The sequence below is a fragment of the Roseovarius sp. JB2-10 genome (genome assembly GCF_055693585.1).
The window spans coordinates 3,132,947-3,147,695 of the sequence record NZ_CM146337.1 but is presented as its reverse complement, the minus strand read 5'-3'; the positions used below and the strand labels follow the sequence as shown (position 1 = coordinate 3,147,695).

The following is a 14,749-nucleotide window of genomic DNA, read 5'->3' as shown; positions in this document are numbered from 1 at the left end:
AACCTACGACCAATTGATTAACAGTTGTATTTTTAACGAATTCATAGATTCACATAGAGACACAAATACTGTATATTTTCCAATAGGTAAGGTGAATTTGGTGAACATAACTGAACACTGAAATACCCCCTTACGCACGCGATTTATGCGACTAAAAAGAGACTGAAATGAAAACTCGCCTGACAGAAGTGGCCGTGAAAAAGCTCTCATTCCCAGAAAGTGGGCAGATCACATATTGGGATCAGAGCACACCGGGGTTCGGTCTGCGCTGCTCAACTAAGAGCAAATCATTCGTGGTCATGTATGGCGACAAGCGTCGGTTAAAGACGCTTGGGCGTTTTCCGGACGTGTCATTGTCAGATGCTCGCAAACGAGCCAAATTGTTTCTTTCTACATACGCGCTCACGCCCAATCCAGAAATGGACCACGACTACCAATCTGTTGTTCGGGCATATCTTGACGACTGTGAGGGTAGGGTGCGCCCCAATACGATGAAGGGCTATCGCCTTTATCTCGAAGGGATCACCTTCACTGGCTCGATTGGCAAAGTCTCACAGATGCAGATCATGAAGGCGATCAAAAACAGTACATCTAGCGCGTCGAGTCAGAATTACGCTTTTACGACGTTCAAGGTGTTCTTCAATTGGGCGGTGAGACGGCAATACCTGGCGCTCAATCCTCTGGCTGTTTTAAAACGTCCGCATAAGTCGTCACCACGTGAACGTGTCTTGGACGACGAAGAGCTGAGGATTGTTCTGGAATACTGCCGCTCGGGTGATGACCGCTTTACTCAGATAGTTGAACTCCTAGTTTACACGGGCCAGCGCAAAGGCGAGATTACCAACCTTGAGTGGCAGGATATCGAAAGCGACCGTCTGGTTTTTTCCGCATCAAAGACCAAAAACAGAAGAGAACACGTTTTGCCGCTCGGAAGGTATGCTCTTAATCTACTCGACCGGATTGAGGGAGGATCGACATTTGTATTTGGCACAACAATCGACGACAAACCATTCAATGGCTTTGGCAAATCAACTAAACGGATGTTGATGGAGACGGAGTTACCGCACTTCACCCTACATGACCTTAGACGGACTTTCGCTACCAATCATGCTCGTATCGGGACGCCGATCCATGTCACGGAACGGTTGTTGAACCATGTCACGGGAGCGATCAGCGGTGTAGCCGCCGTTTACAACCGGCATTCGTACATAAAAGAAATGCGTGAAGCAGTTAGTCAGTATGACGACTACATCGCCAAACTGATCTCTGGCTGACGCGTTCGATCTGCATATATTTGAACCACGTATCGGGATTAGCGCATTAAGCTGATGCAGGTTCGAGCAGATGTAATGGAGGCGTTGCGAGCGACTGTAAAACGAGCCCAATTAACCATTAAATTTGCATAGAAAAACTCCAGATTCGACTCTTGGGTAATTGCATGGCGCAACTCTCCCAGAGGTTCGACTCTCCTGGATTTTTACTATAAATTACAAGCATATGAATGAAAAACAGATCGCAAGAGTATTGAAGGAACGACGTCTTCCAAACGAATATGAAGATGATGTACGTACTATACTAGCCCAGAACGATCACGAGCGAATTTGCGAGGACCTCAGTCACCTTGAAGGAATGGCATACCGGATGATCCGGATCATCCAGGCTATGCCAAATGAGCTTAGATTGATTGGGTTTGATTTTCTGCTACCCTAATCTCGCCTTGGTATTGTCGTAACCTAGGGCATCGCGATGCTCTTCAAATATGGAGAGATCGAGATGCGGATACTTTCAAAGCGCCAACTTAAGGAGATGGTTCTATACTCGGCACAACATGTTGCCAGACTGGAAAAGGCCGGGACGTTCCCAAAGCGGATTCAACTCGGACCGAACCGGGTGGGATGGGTTGAGGCGGAAGTACTGGACTGGCTCCAAGAAAGGTTGGATCGTCGAGGAGACCTCACCGACACTCCTGAATAGGAGCTAGGGTGGTCGGGCGTGCACAGCCTGGCCACCCGATTTACCTTAAATGTGTATCGGGAGGTGTAGACCATCTGCACTCGTGCGGCCATGCTGGCGCAGCCATTGGTGGATTGCATTGTACTTTGCAGCGTGCCCTAACTCCGGTTTTTCAAATCACACGTAGACCTGGAACTTGCGTTGAGCAACTAGATTGAGTGGGCTGCTGTAGGAGGTAGAACGCACGATAATAAGAGGTGAACACGCGGTCGTACAACAATTCTATATCCGAGACATAATGATGCCTAAGTTTTATGATTTTAGCCCAACCGGAATGCAAAGAGCATTTAAGAATGATGGGCCTCTAAAGGAAACAACTGGAGCAACTACAATGGCATACAATAGCGCACCACTCTATGTAAAAGTTGGTTTATTAGGGGTAGGGTCCCGTGCAACAGCAATGATGTGTTTGTGGTTCAGCGCCGCCGTTGCTCTCGTGGCAACGCTGTATTTTGGAAACCCATTTGGTCCTGTCCTGTTGCTAGCAACGCTTTGGTATTGGATGGCGGTCAGGTGGATGGACGCTAACGAAGGTTGGCAAACGAAGTAACCCAATTCCTAGCCACACTAGGTTTCCATTCTGTTCGCAGCATTAAGTATATTGATCCAATGCGGATAACAGCGGTTCATTAAGATTTTCGCTGTTCAAAGCCCGTGAATGCGCGAGCCCGCAGTGCTACAAAGACACCTATCACTGAGGAGCCTTTGACGATCTATTTGCGGGACGGAGGCCAAGCCGTGCTTAAATTTGTCGAAGTCTGCTTTGGTGGCTTCTTGAAGATTAATTGCCCCTTTCGTCAAGATAGCAGGACTGAGTCATATGTATTGCATAACAAGACACAGAAACCTGTACGCTTTGAGATATCGCACGGCGAATTTGTGTATTTTGCATTCTCAACAAAGATCTGCTTTCTGACCTCTGATCAGCAATCTTTAGCTCCACGTAAGTCCGACGCAGTTCCCTCAGTTAAAAAGTAACGGCCCAATTTGCCGACATATTTTTCCGAATTCGAAACACGAAAATTTCCAGATTTCTCAAAACGAGGTTGTAATTCACAATCTACCTAGAGCAGTATTTCAAAATAAAAAGCTCTCTATGAGTGATTCCAAAAATTCCTCATAAAGAAATGGAGCTCACAAATTACTTGGCTTAAGGGATAGAAATGAATTCATTTTATGGGTCGCGCCTTGCGCTCTTTCGTTTTGCTCTAATTTTTGTTTTTTGCGTGCAACAAGTAAGTCCAGCCAACGCGAAAGAACTCGAGACCGAAGAGCAGTACTGGGAATGGAACACGACATACTTGGTGCAAGATGAATCTCCTCAGACTGTGTGTGAAGGTATCGAGGAAGGCATCCCAACGCCTCCTTACGACCAAATTTACTACTCAGGTCTGAACCAAAACTTTAGCCATATTGACGACGTAGCCTACAACAAGACACTCGGTGAAATAGAAGCGACTTGCTATGACTTGCAGGGCAACACCATGCTCATCGAGAGATGGTGCAAGAGAACATATGATGATGCCTCGACTTCAATCATCAAGGGCGACTGCAAACCGAAAGAGATTTACCCGGTGTGTCCCGCAAGTGACGGGACGTCGCTAACTGAAGCTAAGGGAAACCCAACTCATCTTGGCACTGGGGTCAAAATTGAAAATGCGATCGATTGGGTATCAGGGAAGGATAATCGTTTCCGCATTTCCCGCAACTATAGGTCTGACAACGCTCATCATTGGACGTACAACAATAATGATTACCGGGATGGGTTTGCTGGAATTTGGCGGCCAGAATTTGACGAGAATATCGCGAGAACCACATTCGTCGGATACGTTTACAAAAGATCTGACGGAAGTAGCTTCGTTTTCGACGAGAGCTTTCTAACCAGCACATCTGCAGACCCCAAGTTTTCTGGCACGCCAGTTCAACTCAGGAAGGCGACTACTGGAACCCGTACGGTATTTTGGATCGATGATGGGTCCGGGAAAAGGACTTATTTTAAGAAGGAAAGCAGATGGTGGAGCGTTTTCGGTTATTTTACAACGTCCGAAATTCGCTATCCGGACGGATATACGATTACGGTAGGACGAGATTCCAGCAAATGGATTGCGTGGATTGAAGACGAGAAAGGTCAGCGCGCAGAATACACGTACGCAAACAACGTGGTCTCGAATAACTCCCAGAAGGTGCTCACAAAAATTGAGATCGATACGGATTACAATGGAACCAGCCTCAATCCTGAATACCGCATAGACTATTCCTACACTGAGAATACTTTTGCGCCGGATCGCCCACTGCTTGAGGAAGTGGAGTTCACCGATATCGCGGCCAGTCACACGGAGACAACGGCAAAATACACGTATGATTCATCCGACACACTGCCGAGGCTGAAAGAAATCTACGACGGCCGTCTTGATGCGACGAGCAGCGAGTTCCCCTACGCGAACTTCACCTACCGGGATGGAACAGATGCTTCCATAGGCAAGGTGTTGAGTTCATCGCACTTTGGCGGCGCCGACGAGTACACGTTCACAGATACCAGTGCGACCAATTCGCTTGGCCACACGACTAACTACCAATTTACCGATGTCGATGGGCAAATACGTTTGACCCAGCAGGATGGAGTCGCGACTCTCAATTGTCTGGGCACCAATGAAAGCGTTGACTATACCGCTGGCACGGGTGAACCGGAAGGTTACGTTTATTCTCGAACCAACAGAAATGGAGCTGTCACTGACTATACCCGTAGTGCGCGTGGATTGGTCTTAACTAAGACTGAAGATGCGAACGGCACGGACCCACGGGTTACGACTTACACATGGCACGCAGACTATCGGTTGCCGCTTACACGTGTAACGGATCTGATGACGGAGACGTTTACCTATTACACGGGAAGCAATGACGAGATTTATCTGCAAACCTACACGCAAACAGATGATGTGGTTGGCAGTCCGACATTCGGACAAGATAGGACGTGGACATATAATTATACGACGCTGGCTGCGGGATTTGACGTTCTCACCTCAGTTGACGGGCCTGGGTTGGTTGCGGACGGTGTTACGGATGTGACGACGTATGAGTATGACGCGGATGGCAATCTGATCAAAACGACGGATCCGAATGGGTTGATCACGGAGTTCGTCACCTTGAACAAGATGGGTCAGCCGACCTTAGTGAAGGCGCCCGACGGGGTGGAATGGGGCTTCACCTATGACCATCGTGGGCGGATGCTGACCTCGGTATTTGATCCGAATGGGTCGGCACCCAAAACGGCCAGCTATACCTATGATGTCATCGGCCAGATGTTGACCTACACCAACATGCTCGGTCGCACGACCACGTTTGAATACGATGAAGCCCGCCGCCTGGTTAAAACGATCAATCCGTCAGGCGATGTCGCCGAGTTTGAATACGACCTGATGGGCAACCAGACCAAGGTGTCCTACTCCGATGGTGTGGCAGCCGATGCGTTTTGGGAAGACACTGAATATGACGAACTCGGCCGTCTTCTCAAGACCATTGGAGCAGAGGGGCAGATCTGGCAGTTTGCGCATGACGTTGAGGATAACCTCGACAAGATCACCGATCCGACCGCGCTTCAAACCACGCACACGTTCGACGCGCTCAACCGGCTGACTGACATTGTTGACCGTGCGGGCAAGACGACTTCGATGGAACATGATGAGGACGATCAGGTTACCAAATACACTGATCCACGCAGCATCGACACAGACTTCACCTATAATGGCTTTGGCGAGACCCTGACCGAGGTCAGTGCGGATCGAGGAACAACAAGTTACACATACAACAATCGTGGCCTTGTGACGTCGATGACCGATGGCAACGGCGTGGTCTCGAACTACGCCTACGACAACGGTGGTCGGTTGACGGCGCGGACGTTCCCGTCTGACACCACGCTGAATGAGACCTACACCTACAACACCAGCACGGCGCCTGCGGATATCCATCGTTTGGGCAAGCTGAACCAGGTGAGTGACGGCAGCGGTTCAACCGCGCGCGATTATGCCACTGATACAGGTTACATGGCATCCGAAACGCGCACCATCGAAGGCCAAGCCTATCTGGTGCAATACGCGCACGACATCGAAGGCAATCTGAACTCGCTTACGTACCCGTCGGGCAACGAAGTCATCTATACCCGCGACACTGATGACCGGATCACGCGGGTGCAGGTGGATCTGGGCTCTGGCCCGGTCGACATCATCCAATCCGGCGCCACATACCACCCCAACGGACCGCTGGCGTCGATGACCTATGCTGATGGCGCGGTGCATACGGCCAGCTATGACGATTCCTACCGCCTCACCGGGCTGGAGGATGATCTCTCGGGCACCAAGCTGCGCGATGTGACGCTGACCTGGACCTCACGGGACAATCTCCTGTCGGTCACCAATGCACTCGAGGCTCTGGACAACCGCAGCTTCGATTACACAGCGCGGGAGTTCCTGGAGGACGCGGATGGCCCCTGGGGTGCGCTTGACTATACCTATGACGATGTCGGCAACCGGCTCACTCGGCTGCTGACTGTCTCCGGCACGACGACGACCGACACCTACAGCTACCCGCTGACCTCGAACCGGCTGCAATCTGTTGCCGGCGGACAAACCCGCGCCTTCACCTATGACAGCGCGGGCAATGTGACCAATGACAGCCGTTCGGGCGTGAGCTACGGCTATGGCTACAACGCCGCCAACCGGATGTCCTCGATGTCGCTCACCGGCGTGGTGCAGGCCGAATATGAATACAACGCCTTCGGCCAGCAGGTGGTCCGCCGCCTGACCCAGGCAGGGCAGACGATCCACTCGGTGCATGACGCCGATGGCAACCGCATCGCGGAATACGACTATGACAGCGCAGTGCCCGGCACGACGCTCCTGCGCGAATATGTCTGGATGAACGGCGAGGCCGTGGCTGTCATCGAAGGCGGCGTGATCTCCTACATCCGCACCGACCATATCGGCCGGCCCGTGTTTGCCACCAACAGCTCCGGCACCAAGGTCTGGGAGGCGTCCTACCTCCCCTTCGGCGGCGTCCATACGTCCTCAGGGTCCAACGCCAACCTCCGCTTCCCTGGGCAGTGGTTCCAATCCGAAGCCGGCCTCCACCAAAACTGGATGCGCGACTACGACCCAACAACAGGGCGGTACATCCAGGCAGATCCCCTCGGGCTCATTGATGGCGCAAGCGTCTATGGCTATGCGCTCCAGAATCCAGGGAGATATGTGGATCCAACGGGGGAAAGAATCCAATGGGGAGTATTTGGTGGCCGAGCGTGCAACTTCTCCGACAAATGCGTCGCATACTGGAGTGATATTGACAATGAGGTTCGCGTTCTAAAGCCAGGTCAATGCACAGCAAAGTGGAAAGACGCGGCTGACTTTATTTTTGCTAGAGGTAAATGGTACAAATGTCGTGCACTAGGTACATGTATAGCGCTAAACGATAGAGTAACCCAGTTTGGACTAGTAAAACCAAGGCGAAACAAGCCTCCTTACGAAGAAGAAAAGAGGGAAAAGGATTGGAGCCCGGGCCAAGGAATGGCAAACACGGCAAAACGACTAATCCAGGAGCAGTGTCACGGCTGCGGGCAGAACCAAGAGTAATCAATCATGAAGCTTATTTTACAGAATCATCGGACTCATCGTTTTGTCCTTCATTACTTTTTTCGCCTACATTGTTTGGTCTTTGTACTATGCAGATAGGAAAGCGTTAGAGTTCGGCCAAATTGGCCAGATGAGCGCGATCGAAGAAAGCAAGGGATTACTGAATTCAAGAGAACTCAAAAAAAACGAGGTTAACGCAGCCTACCTTTCGGGTGACTGGTTGCAAAATGTAGAAAACGTCGACGAGAAATACGTGGAATACAACGTCCCAATTGCCGAATTTTTTAATCAGGCTCATTTTGTGATCGTTTTTGATGAAAAGGGCAATGTAATTGTGATCTTGCCAACCGGTATTTGAGGCTGAATTTACTCAAGCGGCAAAGTATATACTGGAAGCGCCACCGGATCGCCACATTGTCAAATTTCTAAGAAATTGCAGCACTGTCAGCCTTGTCACACATTCTCAAAGTCTTTAGACTTTCCTTCTTTTACCGCCTGACCCAGGCCGGATAGACGATCCATTCGGTGCACGACGCCTATGGCAACCGGATCGCGGAATACGGCCACGACAGCGCGATGCCCAGCACGACGCTCCTGCGCGAATATGTCTGGATGAACGGCGAGGTTGTGGCTGTCATCGAAGGCGGTGTGATCTCCTACATCCGCACGGGCTGGGTGCATTATTGAATTGCGAGAATCTGATTTTGTCCCAATTTTGCGCCCAGATGAATGGTGCCTATAACGCGTTCTTCTCCGTCTTGAGCGACTGTAACAACGTTGTAGTTCATTTTGGACGGTTTGGAAGACGTGAGTTTTCTCACTTCAATACCCCCTTGTAACCTGCTTTCGCCAGTCGACAGATTTAGCAAAATTCGTGGCGCAAGGTCCAGTGAAATTCCACTACGCCCAGAATGCACAGTTCCAATCTGCGAGAGAATGTAGCGCTGATCGCGTTTGGCTCCAACCACTCTCGCAAAGTCAGAAACTTTCAAATAACGCATCGATCCGCTCCGCCATTCAAGGTGATTTTCAAAAGCATCGTCGGAAAGACCCAAGGCGGAAACCAGTGCTTCGATCAATTCAGGCGAAGCGGTGTTTAGATCGATCAATCCACCCACATCCACCAAGCGCATACTGTAAACTTGACCATTTGAAGTAACGCTAAACGGAATTTTCCGCTCTTCTACCGATGTATTCACACCATGAACAAGCGCTTGGCGAAGTATGTCTCTTGCAACATGGCTTTGCAGAATGAGACGCTCTTCCGTTTTCACAATTTGTGCTTGCGACACCAACCGGCTGCTGGTCACAGCAAACAAAGCTGTCAGAATTGCCAAACCCGCCAAAACGACGATCAAGGCAAAACCGGATTGCACATTTTCATTCTGGTTTAAGTTGATCATAGTATTCCTATGGTACCAAAAAGTGGCATCGAACGCATACAAATTCTATGGCTGACCGGGGTTCACGTTATCGTCTATGCGATGATTGCAGTGATCCTTGCGGTTCAGCTTACACCAATATCAATTGCATTGTTTTTTGTGCTGATTTGGATCAGCGTGAATGACTGGTTGACACAGGAAATTCCAGATATTGCGAGCCTACTTTTTGCGCTGCTTGCACTCGCAGTGCTTATGATTTCAGACACAGCTCAACCGCCAGTGGTTGATCGTATTGCTGGAGCAGTGTTCTGGCCGTTAGCATTTTGGGGCATCGGTAAATTCTATATCATGCGCCGGGATAAACCGGGCTTAGGGTTTGGAGACGTCAAGCTCATGATTGGCATCGGTCTCCTCTGCGGTTTCACAGGCGCAATTGTCGTGGTTTTGGCGTCCTCAATTGCTGCTGCAATTTCCCTTTTGACATTAACGCAAGTCTATAACACTAGGCATAAATATCCAACCAGTGATGTCTGGAGTGCTGCTTTGTCTTTTGGGCCATTTCTCTGCCTATCCACGTGGAGTGTCTGGCTCTTTTCTCAAATCTGAATACGTCGGATTTAGTTCACACATTTTGTTCGATAAATTCTCGCGCGAGCTTCCTTTTACGCGTTCAATCATTAAGGTAGTTCGGAAGAATTCGAAGTAACAGGATTTACCGACACATGCTTATTCGCCGTGAGAAGGGGGCAACGACATCTCAATCGGGTGTGACCATTTTGGAGGTTCTGGTTGTCCTGTCGATCATCGCAATGATTGCGGCTGTAGTGGGACCAAGGCTGGTTGGGTATCTCGGGCGGGCAAAGCACGAAACCGCGGAACTCCAGATCAAACAGCTTAACAATGCCGTTCAGCTTTTCTACATCGATACAGGGCGCTATCCAGTGGCTTCGGAAGGCCTCGCTGTTCTAGTTCAGGCGCCTGCTGGCGAAACTTCCTGGAGCGGGCCATATTTGGAAAGCTCCGACGCACTTTCCGACCCCTGGGGCCGTGATTACCTCTATGAGCCCCCAAAGGAAGAAACGTCGTTCGTTATCTCTTCTTTGGGACGAGATGGCTCGCCCGGAGGATCTGGTGAGGATGCCGATCTGCCTTAGAAGATACCGCTACCTAAAAGTGGCCTGACGACAAAGTCCGGCCAAAATGGGTCACTTCCCGCATCCGCTGTAATCCGTATCGCAGCGGGCAGGGTTGCTTCTGATTGCCAAGTATCACCCCACGTATCAAGCTCTGCGCCTGGAGCAAGGTATTCTATCTTCAAGCCCGCAATATTGTTTGCAAGGTTTCCCGCAGTGATCTCCAGTATGTCACCAAAATCACTGAGCGTTGCCGCTTCAAACGTGAGAGAGTTGTTCGCGTAGGTTACTGTGACTTTCAGGGCTGCGGCATCGGGTGCAAAAGGCGTTTCCGCAAGCGTGACGAATTCTATCCGATCACCGCTTCCAGTAAACTCGATTGGGAACGATGATTGAGCTGACGGACCGGCGGTGCGTACCACCCATTCTCTAAGCTTTAAACGATACCCTATCTGCGCATTAGCGGCGCTAACTTGATCCGTACGATCATAGATTTGCAAAGCGATGTTCATACTTGCCGCCAGGCCGCCAGCGATCACTGCGAGGAGCGCCAATGCAATCATAAGCTCCATGATAGTCAAACCGGACCTTGGACCAGGTTTTTTCGGGCTGTTAGTAATCACCGTTTAAATCTTGTGCTGCGCAGGTGCGCCAGCACCTGGCCATTGCGAGATTTGACGAGGATGGTCAGTTCCGCAGTCGTTTCGGAAATTTCCTGTAGATCGCGAACGACCAGCCAATTGCGATAGTCAAATTGGGATTTTCCGAGTTTGAGATCGCTTTGCAAACTATCAAGTTCGGACAGTGAGATGGCATAGTCCATCGCCAGGATCTTATCCTCAGACGTGCTTAGTTTGCGCAAGAGGCGGGTTTGCCCGGGCAAAATTGCAGAAAGCACAATTGCCATTATTGCAAATGCGATAAGCACTTCAAAAAGCGTGAATCCCTTTTTGCCCGTTTTCATCAGATATCCGCCAACTCGAACAACCCCAGGATGGGCAGCAAATTCACACGCGCGGATCTTTCATCTTGGATCAGACACAAATCGGGTCCCAACGCGGAGCCATCGGCAAAAAACAAGATTGTGTTGATCTGCGCGTCACAAGAATAACCGCCAATATCCCACTGGATGGTGTCTTGAGTTTGGATGGCTTCAAAACGTATTCCGGCTGCGTCTTCGATCAAATCATTTGCGGTACGCTGCAGTTTTAAAGCTGGTGATGGGCCCCGCAAGGCCGCAGCTCCCACGAGCAAAGCAACCGAAAGAATAGCAAGCGTCACCAAGGCCTCAAGCAGTGAAAATCCGGCCTTAGAATTAAGGTGTTTCTCAAAACGCAATTTCATTGAGTTCCATAATCGATGAAATCGTGGAAAGAATGACCGCGCCAACGGCAAGGCCAATTACCAGCGTCAAACCTGGCGTCACAATCTGAATTGATTTCTGCAGTGTTCGCCACGTGCGTATAGTCAAGTCGTCCACAGCCGCTTCCAATACCTCCACCAATCGATCCGTTTCTTCGGCGGCAGATATCAACGCGCCGGCGACTGGGTCTATCAACGGATTTTCTGCAAAAACATCAGATAAGGAGCCACCCCCTAAAACCGTTTTCTCTGCGCTTTCCACCAAACTGAGATACGCCGGGTTCAAATCCGTGTTTCGGCAGGTTGAGAGAGCCTGGTTCAAGGATGCTCCGCTTGCGAGCATTGCTGAGAGCGCGCGCGCGATTTTCAGCGTTTCCTGTTGTCTTCGATATGTCCCAAGAACTGGAAGGCGAAGCGACAAATGCGCTATGAAACTGGTCAAGCGTGACTTTAAGACAAAAAAGCTAAGAACCGCTGCCGCAAGACCTGTTAAAAGCAGAGGCCACCATTGCAACGAGATTGCGCGCATCGTTGACATGATTTGCATTGGCAGAGGTGGTTCGACACCAGCTGTCCCAAACACCGGAATAAGAGTTGGAACGAGATAGAAGACGATCAATGCGAGGACCAGAAACGACATGAATATCAATATGACAGGGTAGACGAGCGCATCACGCAATTTGCGGCGTGTGTTCGCCTCTTCAGACAGGACTTTGGTTATGCGACGGGCGATTTTTGGCAGCGTGTTGGATTTTTCACCAAGCTCGATCATTGCCACGATGTATTCGGGAAACGCCCCCCTGAATTTCGAAGCGCCGCATGAAACGAACGCCCATTTGAGATATCTTCGATCGCCAAAGCCAGTAGCTTACCTAGTCGAATATCGCGTGTTTGCTCAGCACAGAACTGCAACGATGTCATCAACGGCAGATGAACGTTGAGCATAGAAGAAAAATTCAAGAAAAACTGTTCCAACTCACCATGTCTGACACGAGAGGACATACCCGAAAGGCTCAGTTCGCGCTTCCACCACGGAAGAGCAGTCTGACCAATCGATACCTCCACTGGAATGAGGCCGCGTTTTGCTAAAATCTCAAGCGCATTTGTATCGTTTTCCGCCTGCAGTTCACCTTTTGTCAGGCGCCCCGTTGCGGCATAAGCACTGTAGGCAAACCTCGGCATTTCATGACCCGTCCAAACAATCATTGGTAGAGTGATGTCAATGCCGGTACTAGTCAATAATCCTGTGCAATGTGTTTGATTTCTTTACGCCGGCCTGGACAAGACCTTCTGCATTCCCAAGGCGTCGGCGGAGCTCGGCTGTAATCTCGCTTGATTCCTGACCGTTACGAATAACTTGCGGTGTTATCAACACAAGGAGCTCGGTTTTTGTCGCTTTGTCACTGCGGTTGCGGAACAAGGCGCCAAGTACTGGAACATCACCAGCTCCTGGTACTTTAGAGTTTGTTTTGTTGCTGCTTTCCTCGATCAATCCGCCAAGAGCGATCGTTTGGCCATTACTGACGGACACGGACGTTTTGATTTTGCGCTGCGAAATGGTTGGGGAGTCGATACCAGAAGTCGTTGTGTTCGAGACACTGGAAACTTCCTGTTCTATGTCCAGAATAACTTGGCCGGATCGCGATACGCGTGGTCTTACAGTTAGAATGATACCAGTGTCTCGAAGCGCAATTGAGTTTACAATTGGCGCATTAGGATCCGTTGTGTCACGCACTTGTTGCGTTGCAATTGGAACCTCGTCGCCAATCTGCAGTCGTGCCTCTTGATTGTCCAACACCATAAGGCTGGGCGACGAGACCACGTTGACATCTGTAACTGACGAAAGGGCATTCAAAGTAACGGTCTCAGATGAACCTTGGAACAACAGGGACAGACCGGGAAAGCTTGATGAAACTGCCCCGCTTGAAGCATCCGAGAACGTTCCTTCAAACCCGCTTGTTTCAAAAAACCAGCGCAATCCAAAATTCAGCTCATCATTCAAGGAGACTTCAGCAATCGTCGCTTCCAAAAGCACTTGAACGGGCGTCGTATCGAGCTGCTTTATGAGCCGGGAAAAGCTCTCCTGTTCGGTGTCGTTGCCCCACACAATCACTGCGTTACGGGTATCGTCGGCCACCACTCTGGCCTGACCATCAGCACGCTTGTTTTCCTCTTGCGAAACATCTTGCAGCATCTCTGAGAGGATAGGGGCCAAATCAACCGCGCTTCGGTGTTGAAGGCTGTAGACGACAGGGCGGCGTTTTGTACCTCCCGCCGTACGATCAAAGTCCCGGATCCAGCGCTCCGCATCAGCGAGGTATTTGGAGCGAGACGAGACAACCAAAACAGCGTTTAGTCTTTGTGATGCTATGAATGAAATGACATTCTCGAGGCTGCCACCTTCTTGGTTTTCGAATACGAACCTCAATTCCTCTACGACGGCTTCCGGCTCAGCCGCTTTGAGCCGAAACAAGCCCACGGATTTCCCTTTCAGTACATCGACATCAAAGAGGTTTATCGCTTCAATAGCGGCGTTCAATTCGCTGCGGTTGCCCGAAATCAAAAGGATGTTGCGCTTGGGAATGGGTTGCAGGGAAACGGTTTCGCCCGCAATTGGTGACAGCAATCGTACCATTTCCGCTGTACCGATGTACTCTAGTGGGACCGCAACAACTCTTGATCCGGCTCCGTGTTTATCTCCAATGCGGCTTATGCGTCGGGACGCGCCTGCTTGAGGAACAATTGTGATAATCTCTCCGGCATTTTGAAGGGTTGCGCCATTTAACTCCAAAACGGTTTGAAACGTGTCGAGTAATTCTCGTTCTGAGAGCGGGCGCGTTGTTTGGAGCGTGACCGTCCCGACAAGTCCCGGTTTGATGCTGTAGGATTTCTTCAACGCATCGCCCAACACAGCTTTTGCAGCTTTGTCGATTGGTGCGTTCACCAGGTTGAGCATAAACTCCCCGTCGTCAGAAACTTCGACAAGGTTGCGTGATGAATTCCAAACGTCTCCCAGGAATTGGTCTGACCCCACAGCACGCCGCTCTGGCGCGGCATTGGATTGCGATGGATTGAAAAGCCCTCTAAATCCGCCGCCGGTTTGATCCGACTTGCCGAACATGTTGGCAAGCAATGGTGCCTTTTCCCGGGAGGGTTGGCCATCTTCGGCACAACTGGCCAATGCAAAAAGCATGAGGAGAGCTTTTGGTATGAAAGACGTGAATAATTGCTTTGTCAT

At 50.3% G+C, this 14,749-nt stretch carries 13 protein-coding genes and 1 pseudogene; 7 read left to right on the top strand and 7 right to left on the bottom strand.

All coding sequences use genetic code 11. From position 1 onward, the window contains the following. Nucleotides 1-167 precede the first annotated feature (167 nt). From ACZ1HJ_RS15715 to ACZ1HJ_RS15695, 5 genes are all read left to right on the top strand, one after another. A complete protein-coding gene (locus ACZ1HJ_RS15715; RefSeq protein ID WP_472719590.1) occupies nt 168-1,274 on the top strand; it encodes a tyrosine-type recombinase/integrase in 1,107 nt (368 codons plus the stop codon). Nucleotides 1,275-1,746: 472 nt separating this feature from the next. Beyond that, entirely contained in the window at nt 1,747-1,974 is a 228-nt protein-coding gene (locus tag ACZ1HJ_RS15710; RefSeq protein WP_472719589.1) for a helix-turn-helix transcriptional regulator, read from the top strand. Nucleotides 1,975-3,176: 1,202 nt separating this feature from the next. Next, the gene (locus tag ACZ1HJ_RS15705; RefSeq protein WP_472719588.1) at nt 3,177-7,634 is read left to right on the top strand and encodes an RHS repeat-associated core domain-containing protein; all 4,458 of its coding nucleotides are present in this window, start codon (nt 3,177-3,179) and stop codon (nt 7,632-7,634) included. A 130-nt stretch (nt 7,635-7,764) separates the two neighbouring features. Further along, on the top strand, nt 7,765-7,992 hold the full coding sequence (locus ACZ1HJ_RS15700; RefSeq protein ID WP_472719587.1) for a hypothetical protein: 228 nt from the start codon (nt 7,765-7,767) through the stop codon (nt 7,990-7,992). 167 nt (nt 7,993-8,159) lie between these two features. Next, nucleotides 8,160-8,321 (top strand): hypothetical protein, encoded by a 162-nt coding sequence (locus ACZ1HJ_RS15695; RefSeq protein WP_472719586.1) that lies wholly within the window; start codon nt 8,160-8,162, stop codon nt 8,319-8,321. Here the strand turns inward: ACZ1HJ_RS15695 and ACZ1HJ_RS15690 are convergent. Next, the gene (locus ACZ1HJ_RS15690; protein ID WP_472719585.1) at nt 8,315-9,037 is read right to left on the bottom strand and encodes a hypothetical protein; all 723 of its coding nucleotides are present in this window, start codon (nt 9,035-9,037) and stop codon (nt 8,315-8,317) included. The two genes, ACZ1HJ_RS15695 and ACZ1HJ_RS15690, sit on opposite strands and share 7 nt — an antisense overlap. 9 nt (nt 9,038-9,046) lie before the next feature. Between ACZ1HJ_RS15690 and ACZ1HJ_RS15685 the strand changes: the two genes are divergently transcribed. Together ACZ1HJ_RS15685 and gspG are read left to right on the top strand one after the other, a co-directional pair. Further along, on the top strand, nt 9,047-9,622 hold the full coding sequence (locus ACZ1HJ_RS15685) for a prepilin peptidase (protein WP_472719584.1): 576 nt from the start codon (nt 9,047-9,049) through the stop codon (nt 9,620-9,622). A 116-nt stretch (nt 9,623-9,738) separates the two neighbouring features. Beyond that, the gene (gene gspG / locus ACZ1HJ_RS15680) at nt 9,739-10,170 is read left to right on the top strand and encodes a type II secretion system major pseudopilin GspG (RefSeq protein WP_472719583.1); all 432 of its coding nucleotides are present in this window, start codon (nt 9,739-9,741) and stop codon (nt 10,168-10,170) included. Here the strand turns inward: gspG and ACZ1HJ_RS15675 are convergent. The 6 genes and pseudogenes from ACZ1HJ_RS15675 to gspD all read right to left on the bottom strand — a co-directional run bounded on the left by ACZ1HJ_RS15675 (nt 10,167) and on the right by gspD (nt 14,749). Then, nucleotides 10,167-10,772: a prepilin-type N-terminal cleavage/methylation domain-containing protein gene (locus ACZ1HJ_RS15675; RefSeq protein WP_472719582.1), complete on the bottom strand. Its 606-nt coding sequence runs from the start codon at nt 10,770-10,772 to the stop codon at nt 10,167-10,169. The two genes, gspG and ACZ1HJ_RS15675, sit on opposite strands and share 4 nt — an antisense overlap. Continuing rightward, a complete protein-coding gene (locus ACZ1HJ_RS15670) occupies nt 10,769-11,113 on the bottom strand; it encodes a type IV pilus modification PilV family protein (RefSeq protein ID WP_472719581.1) in 345 nt (114 codons plus the stop codon). Before ACZ1HJ_RS15670 ends, ACZ1HJ_RS15675 begins: the two co-directional genes overlap by 4 nt. Beyond that, entirely contained in the window at nt 11,113-11,493 is a 381-nt protein-coding gene (locus tag ACZ1HJ_RS15665) for a pilus assembly FimT family protein (RefSeq protein WP_472719580.1), read from the bottom strand. The genes ACZ1HJ_RS15670 and ACZ1HJ_RS15665 overlap by 1 nt, the downstream gene beginning before the upstream one ends. After that, the gene (locus tag ACZ1HJ_RS15660) at nt 11,477-12,040 is read right to left on the bottom strand and encodes a type II secretion system F family protein (RefSeq protein WP_472722222.1); all 564 of its coding nucleotides are present in this window, start codon (nt 12,038-12,040) and stop codon (nt 11,477-11,479) included. The genes ACZ1HJ_RS15665 and ACZ1HJ_RS15660 overlap by 17 nt, the downstream gene beginning before the upstream one ends. Before the next feature lie 126 nt (nt 12,041-12,166). After that, nucleotides 12,167-12,432, bottom strand: a pseudogene (locus ACZ1HJ_RS15655) (type II secretion system F family protein); the annotation flags it as partial. Between the two features lie 310 nt (nt 12,433-12,742). After that, on the bottom strand, nt 12,743-14,749 hold the full coding sequence (gspD, locus tag ACZ1HJ_RS15650; RefSeq protein WP_472719579.1) for a type II secretion system secretin GspD: 2,007 nt from the start codon (nt 14,747-14,749) through the stop codon (nt 12,743-12,745).

Coding starts and splice junctions, on each gene's coding strand:
- ACZ1HJ_RS15715 (WP_472719590.1), top strand. CDS start 168: ATGAAAACTCGCCTGACAGAAGTGGCCGTGAAAAAGCTCTCATTCCCA.
- ACZ1HJ_RS15710 (WP_472719589.1), top strand. CDS start 1,747: ATGCTCTTCAAATATGGAGAGATCGAGATGCGGATACTTTCAAAGCGC.
- ACZ1HJ_RS15705 (WP_472719588.1), top strand. CDS start 3,177: ATGAATTCATTTTATGGGTCGCGCCTTGCGCTCTTTCGTTTTGCTCTA.
- ACZ1HJ_RS15700 (WP_472719587.1), top strand. CDS start 7,765: ATGAGCGCGATCGAAGAAAGCAAGGGATTACTGAATTCAAGAGAACTC.
- ACZ1HJ_RS15690 (WP_472719585.1), bottom strand. CDS start 9,037: ATGATCAACTTAAACCAGAATGAAAATGTGCAATCCGGTTTTGCCTTG.
- ACZ1HJ_RS15685 (WP_472719584.1), top strand. CDS start 9,047: ATGGTACCAAAAAGTGGCATCGAACGCATACAAATTCTATGGCTGACC.
- gspG (WP_472719583.1), top strand. CDS start 9,739: ATGCTTATTCGCCGTGAGAAGGGGGCAACGACATCTCAATCGGGTGTG.
- ACZ1HJ_RS15670 (WP_472719581.1), bottom strand. CDS start 11,113: ATGAAAACGGGCAAAAAGGGATTCACGCTTTTTGAAGTGCTTATCGCA.
- ACZ1HJ_RS15665 (WP_472719580.1), bottom strand. CDS start 11,493: ATGAAATTGCGTTTTGAGAAACACCTTAATTCTAAGGCCGGATTTTCA.
- ACZ1HJ_RS15660 (WP_472722222.1), bottom strand. CDS start 12,040: ATGCGCGCAATCTCGTTGCAATGGTGGCCTCTGCTTTTAACAGGTCTT.
- gspD (WP_472719579.1), bottom strand. CDS start 14,749: ATGACAAAGCAATTATTCACGTCTTTCATACCAAAAGCTCTCCTCATG.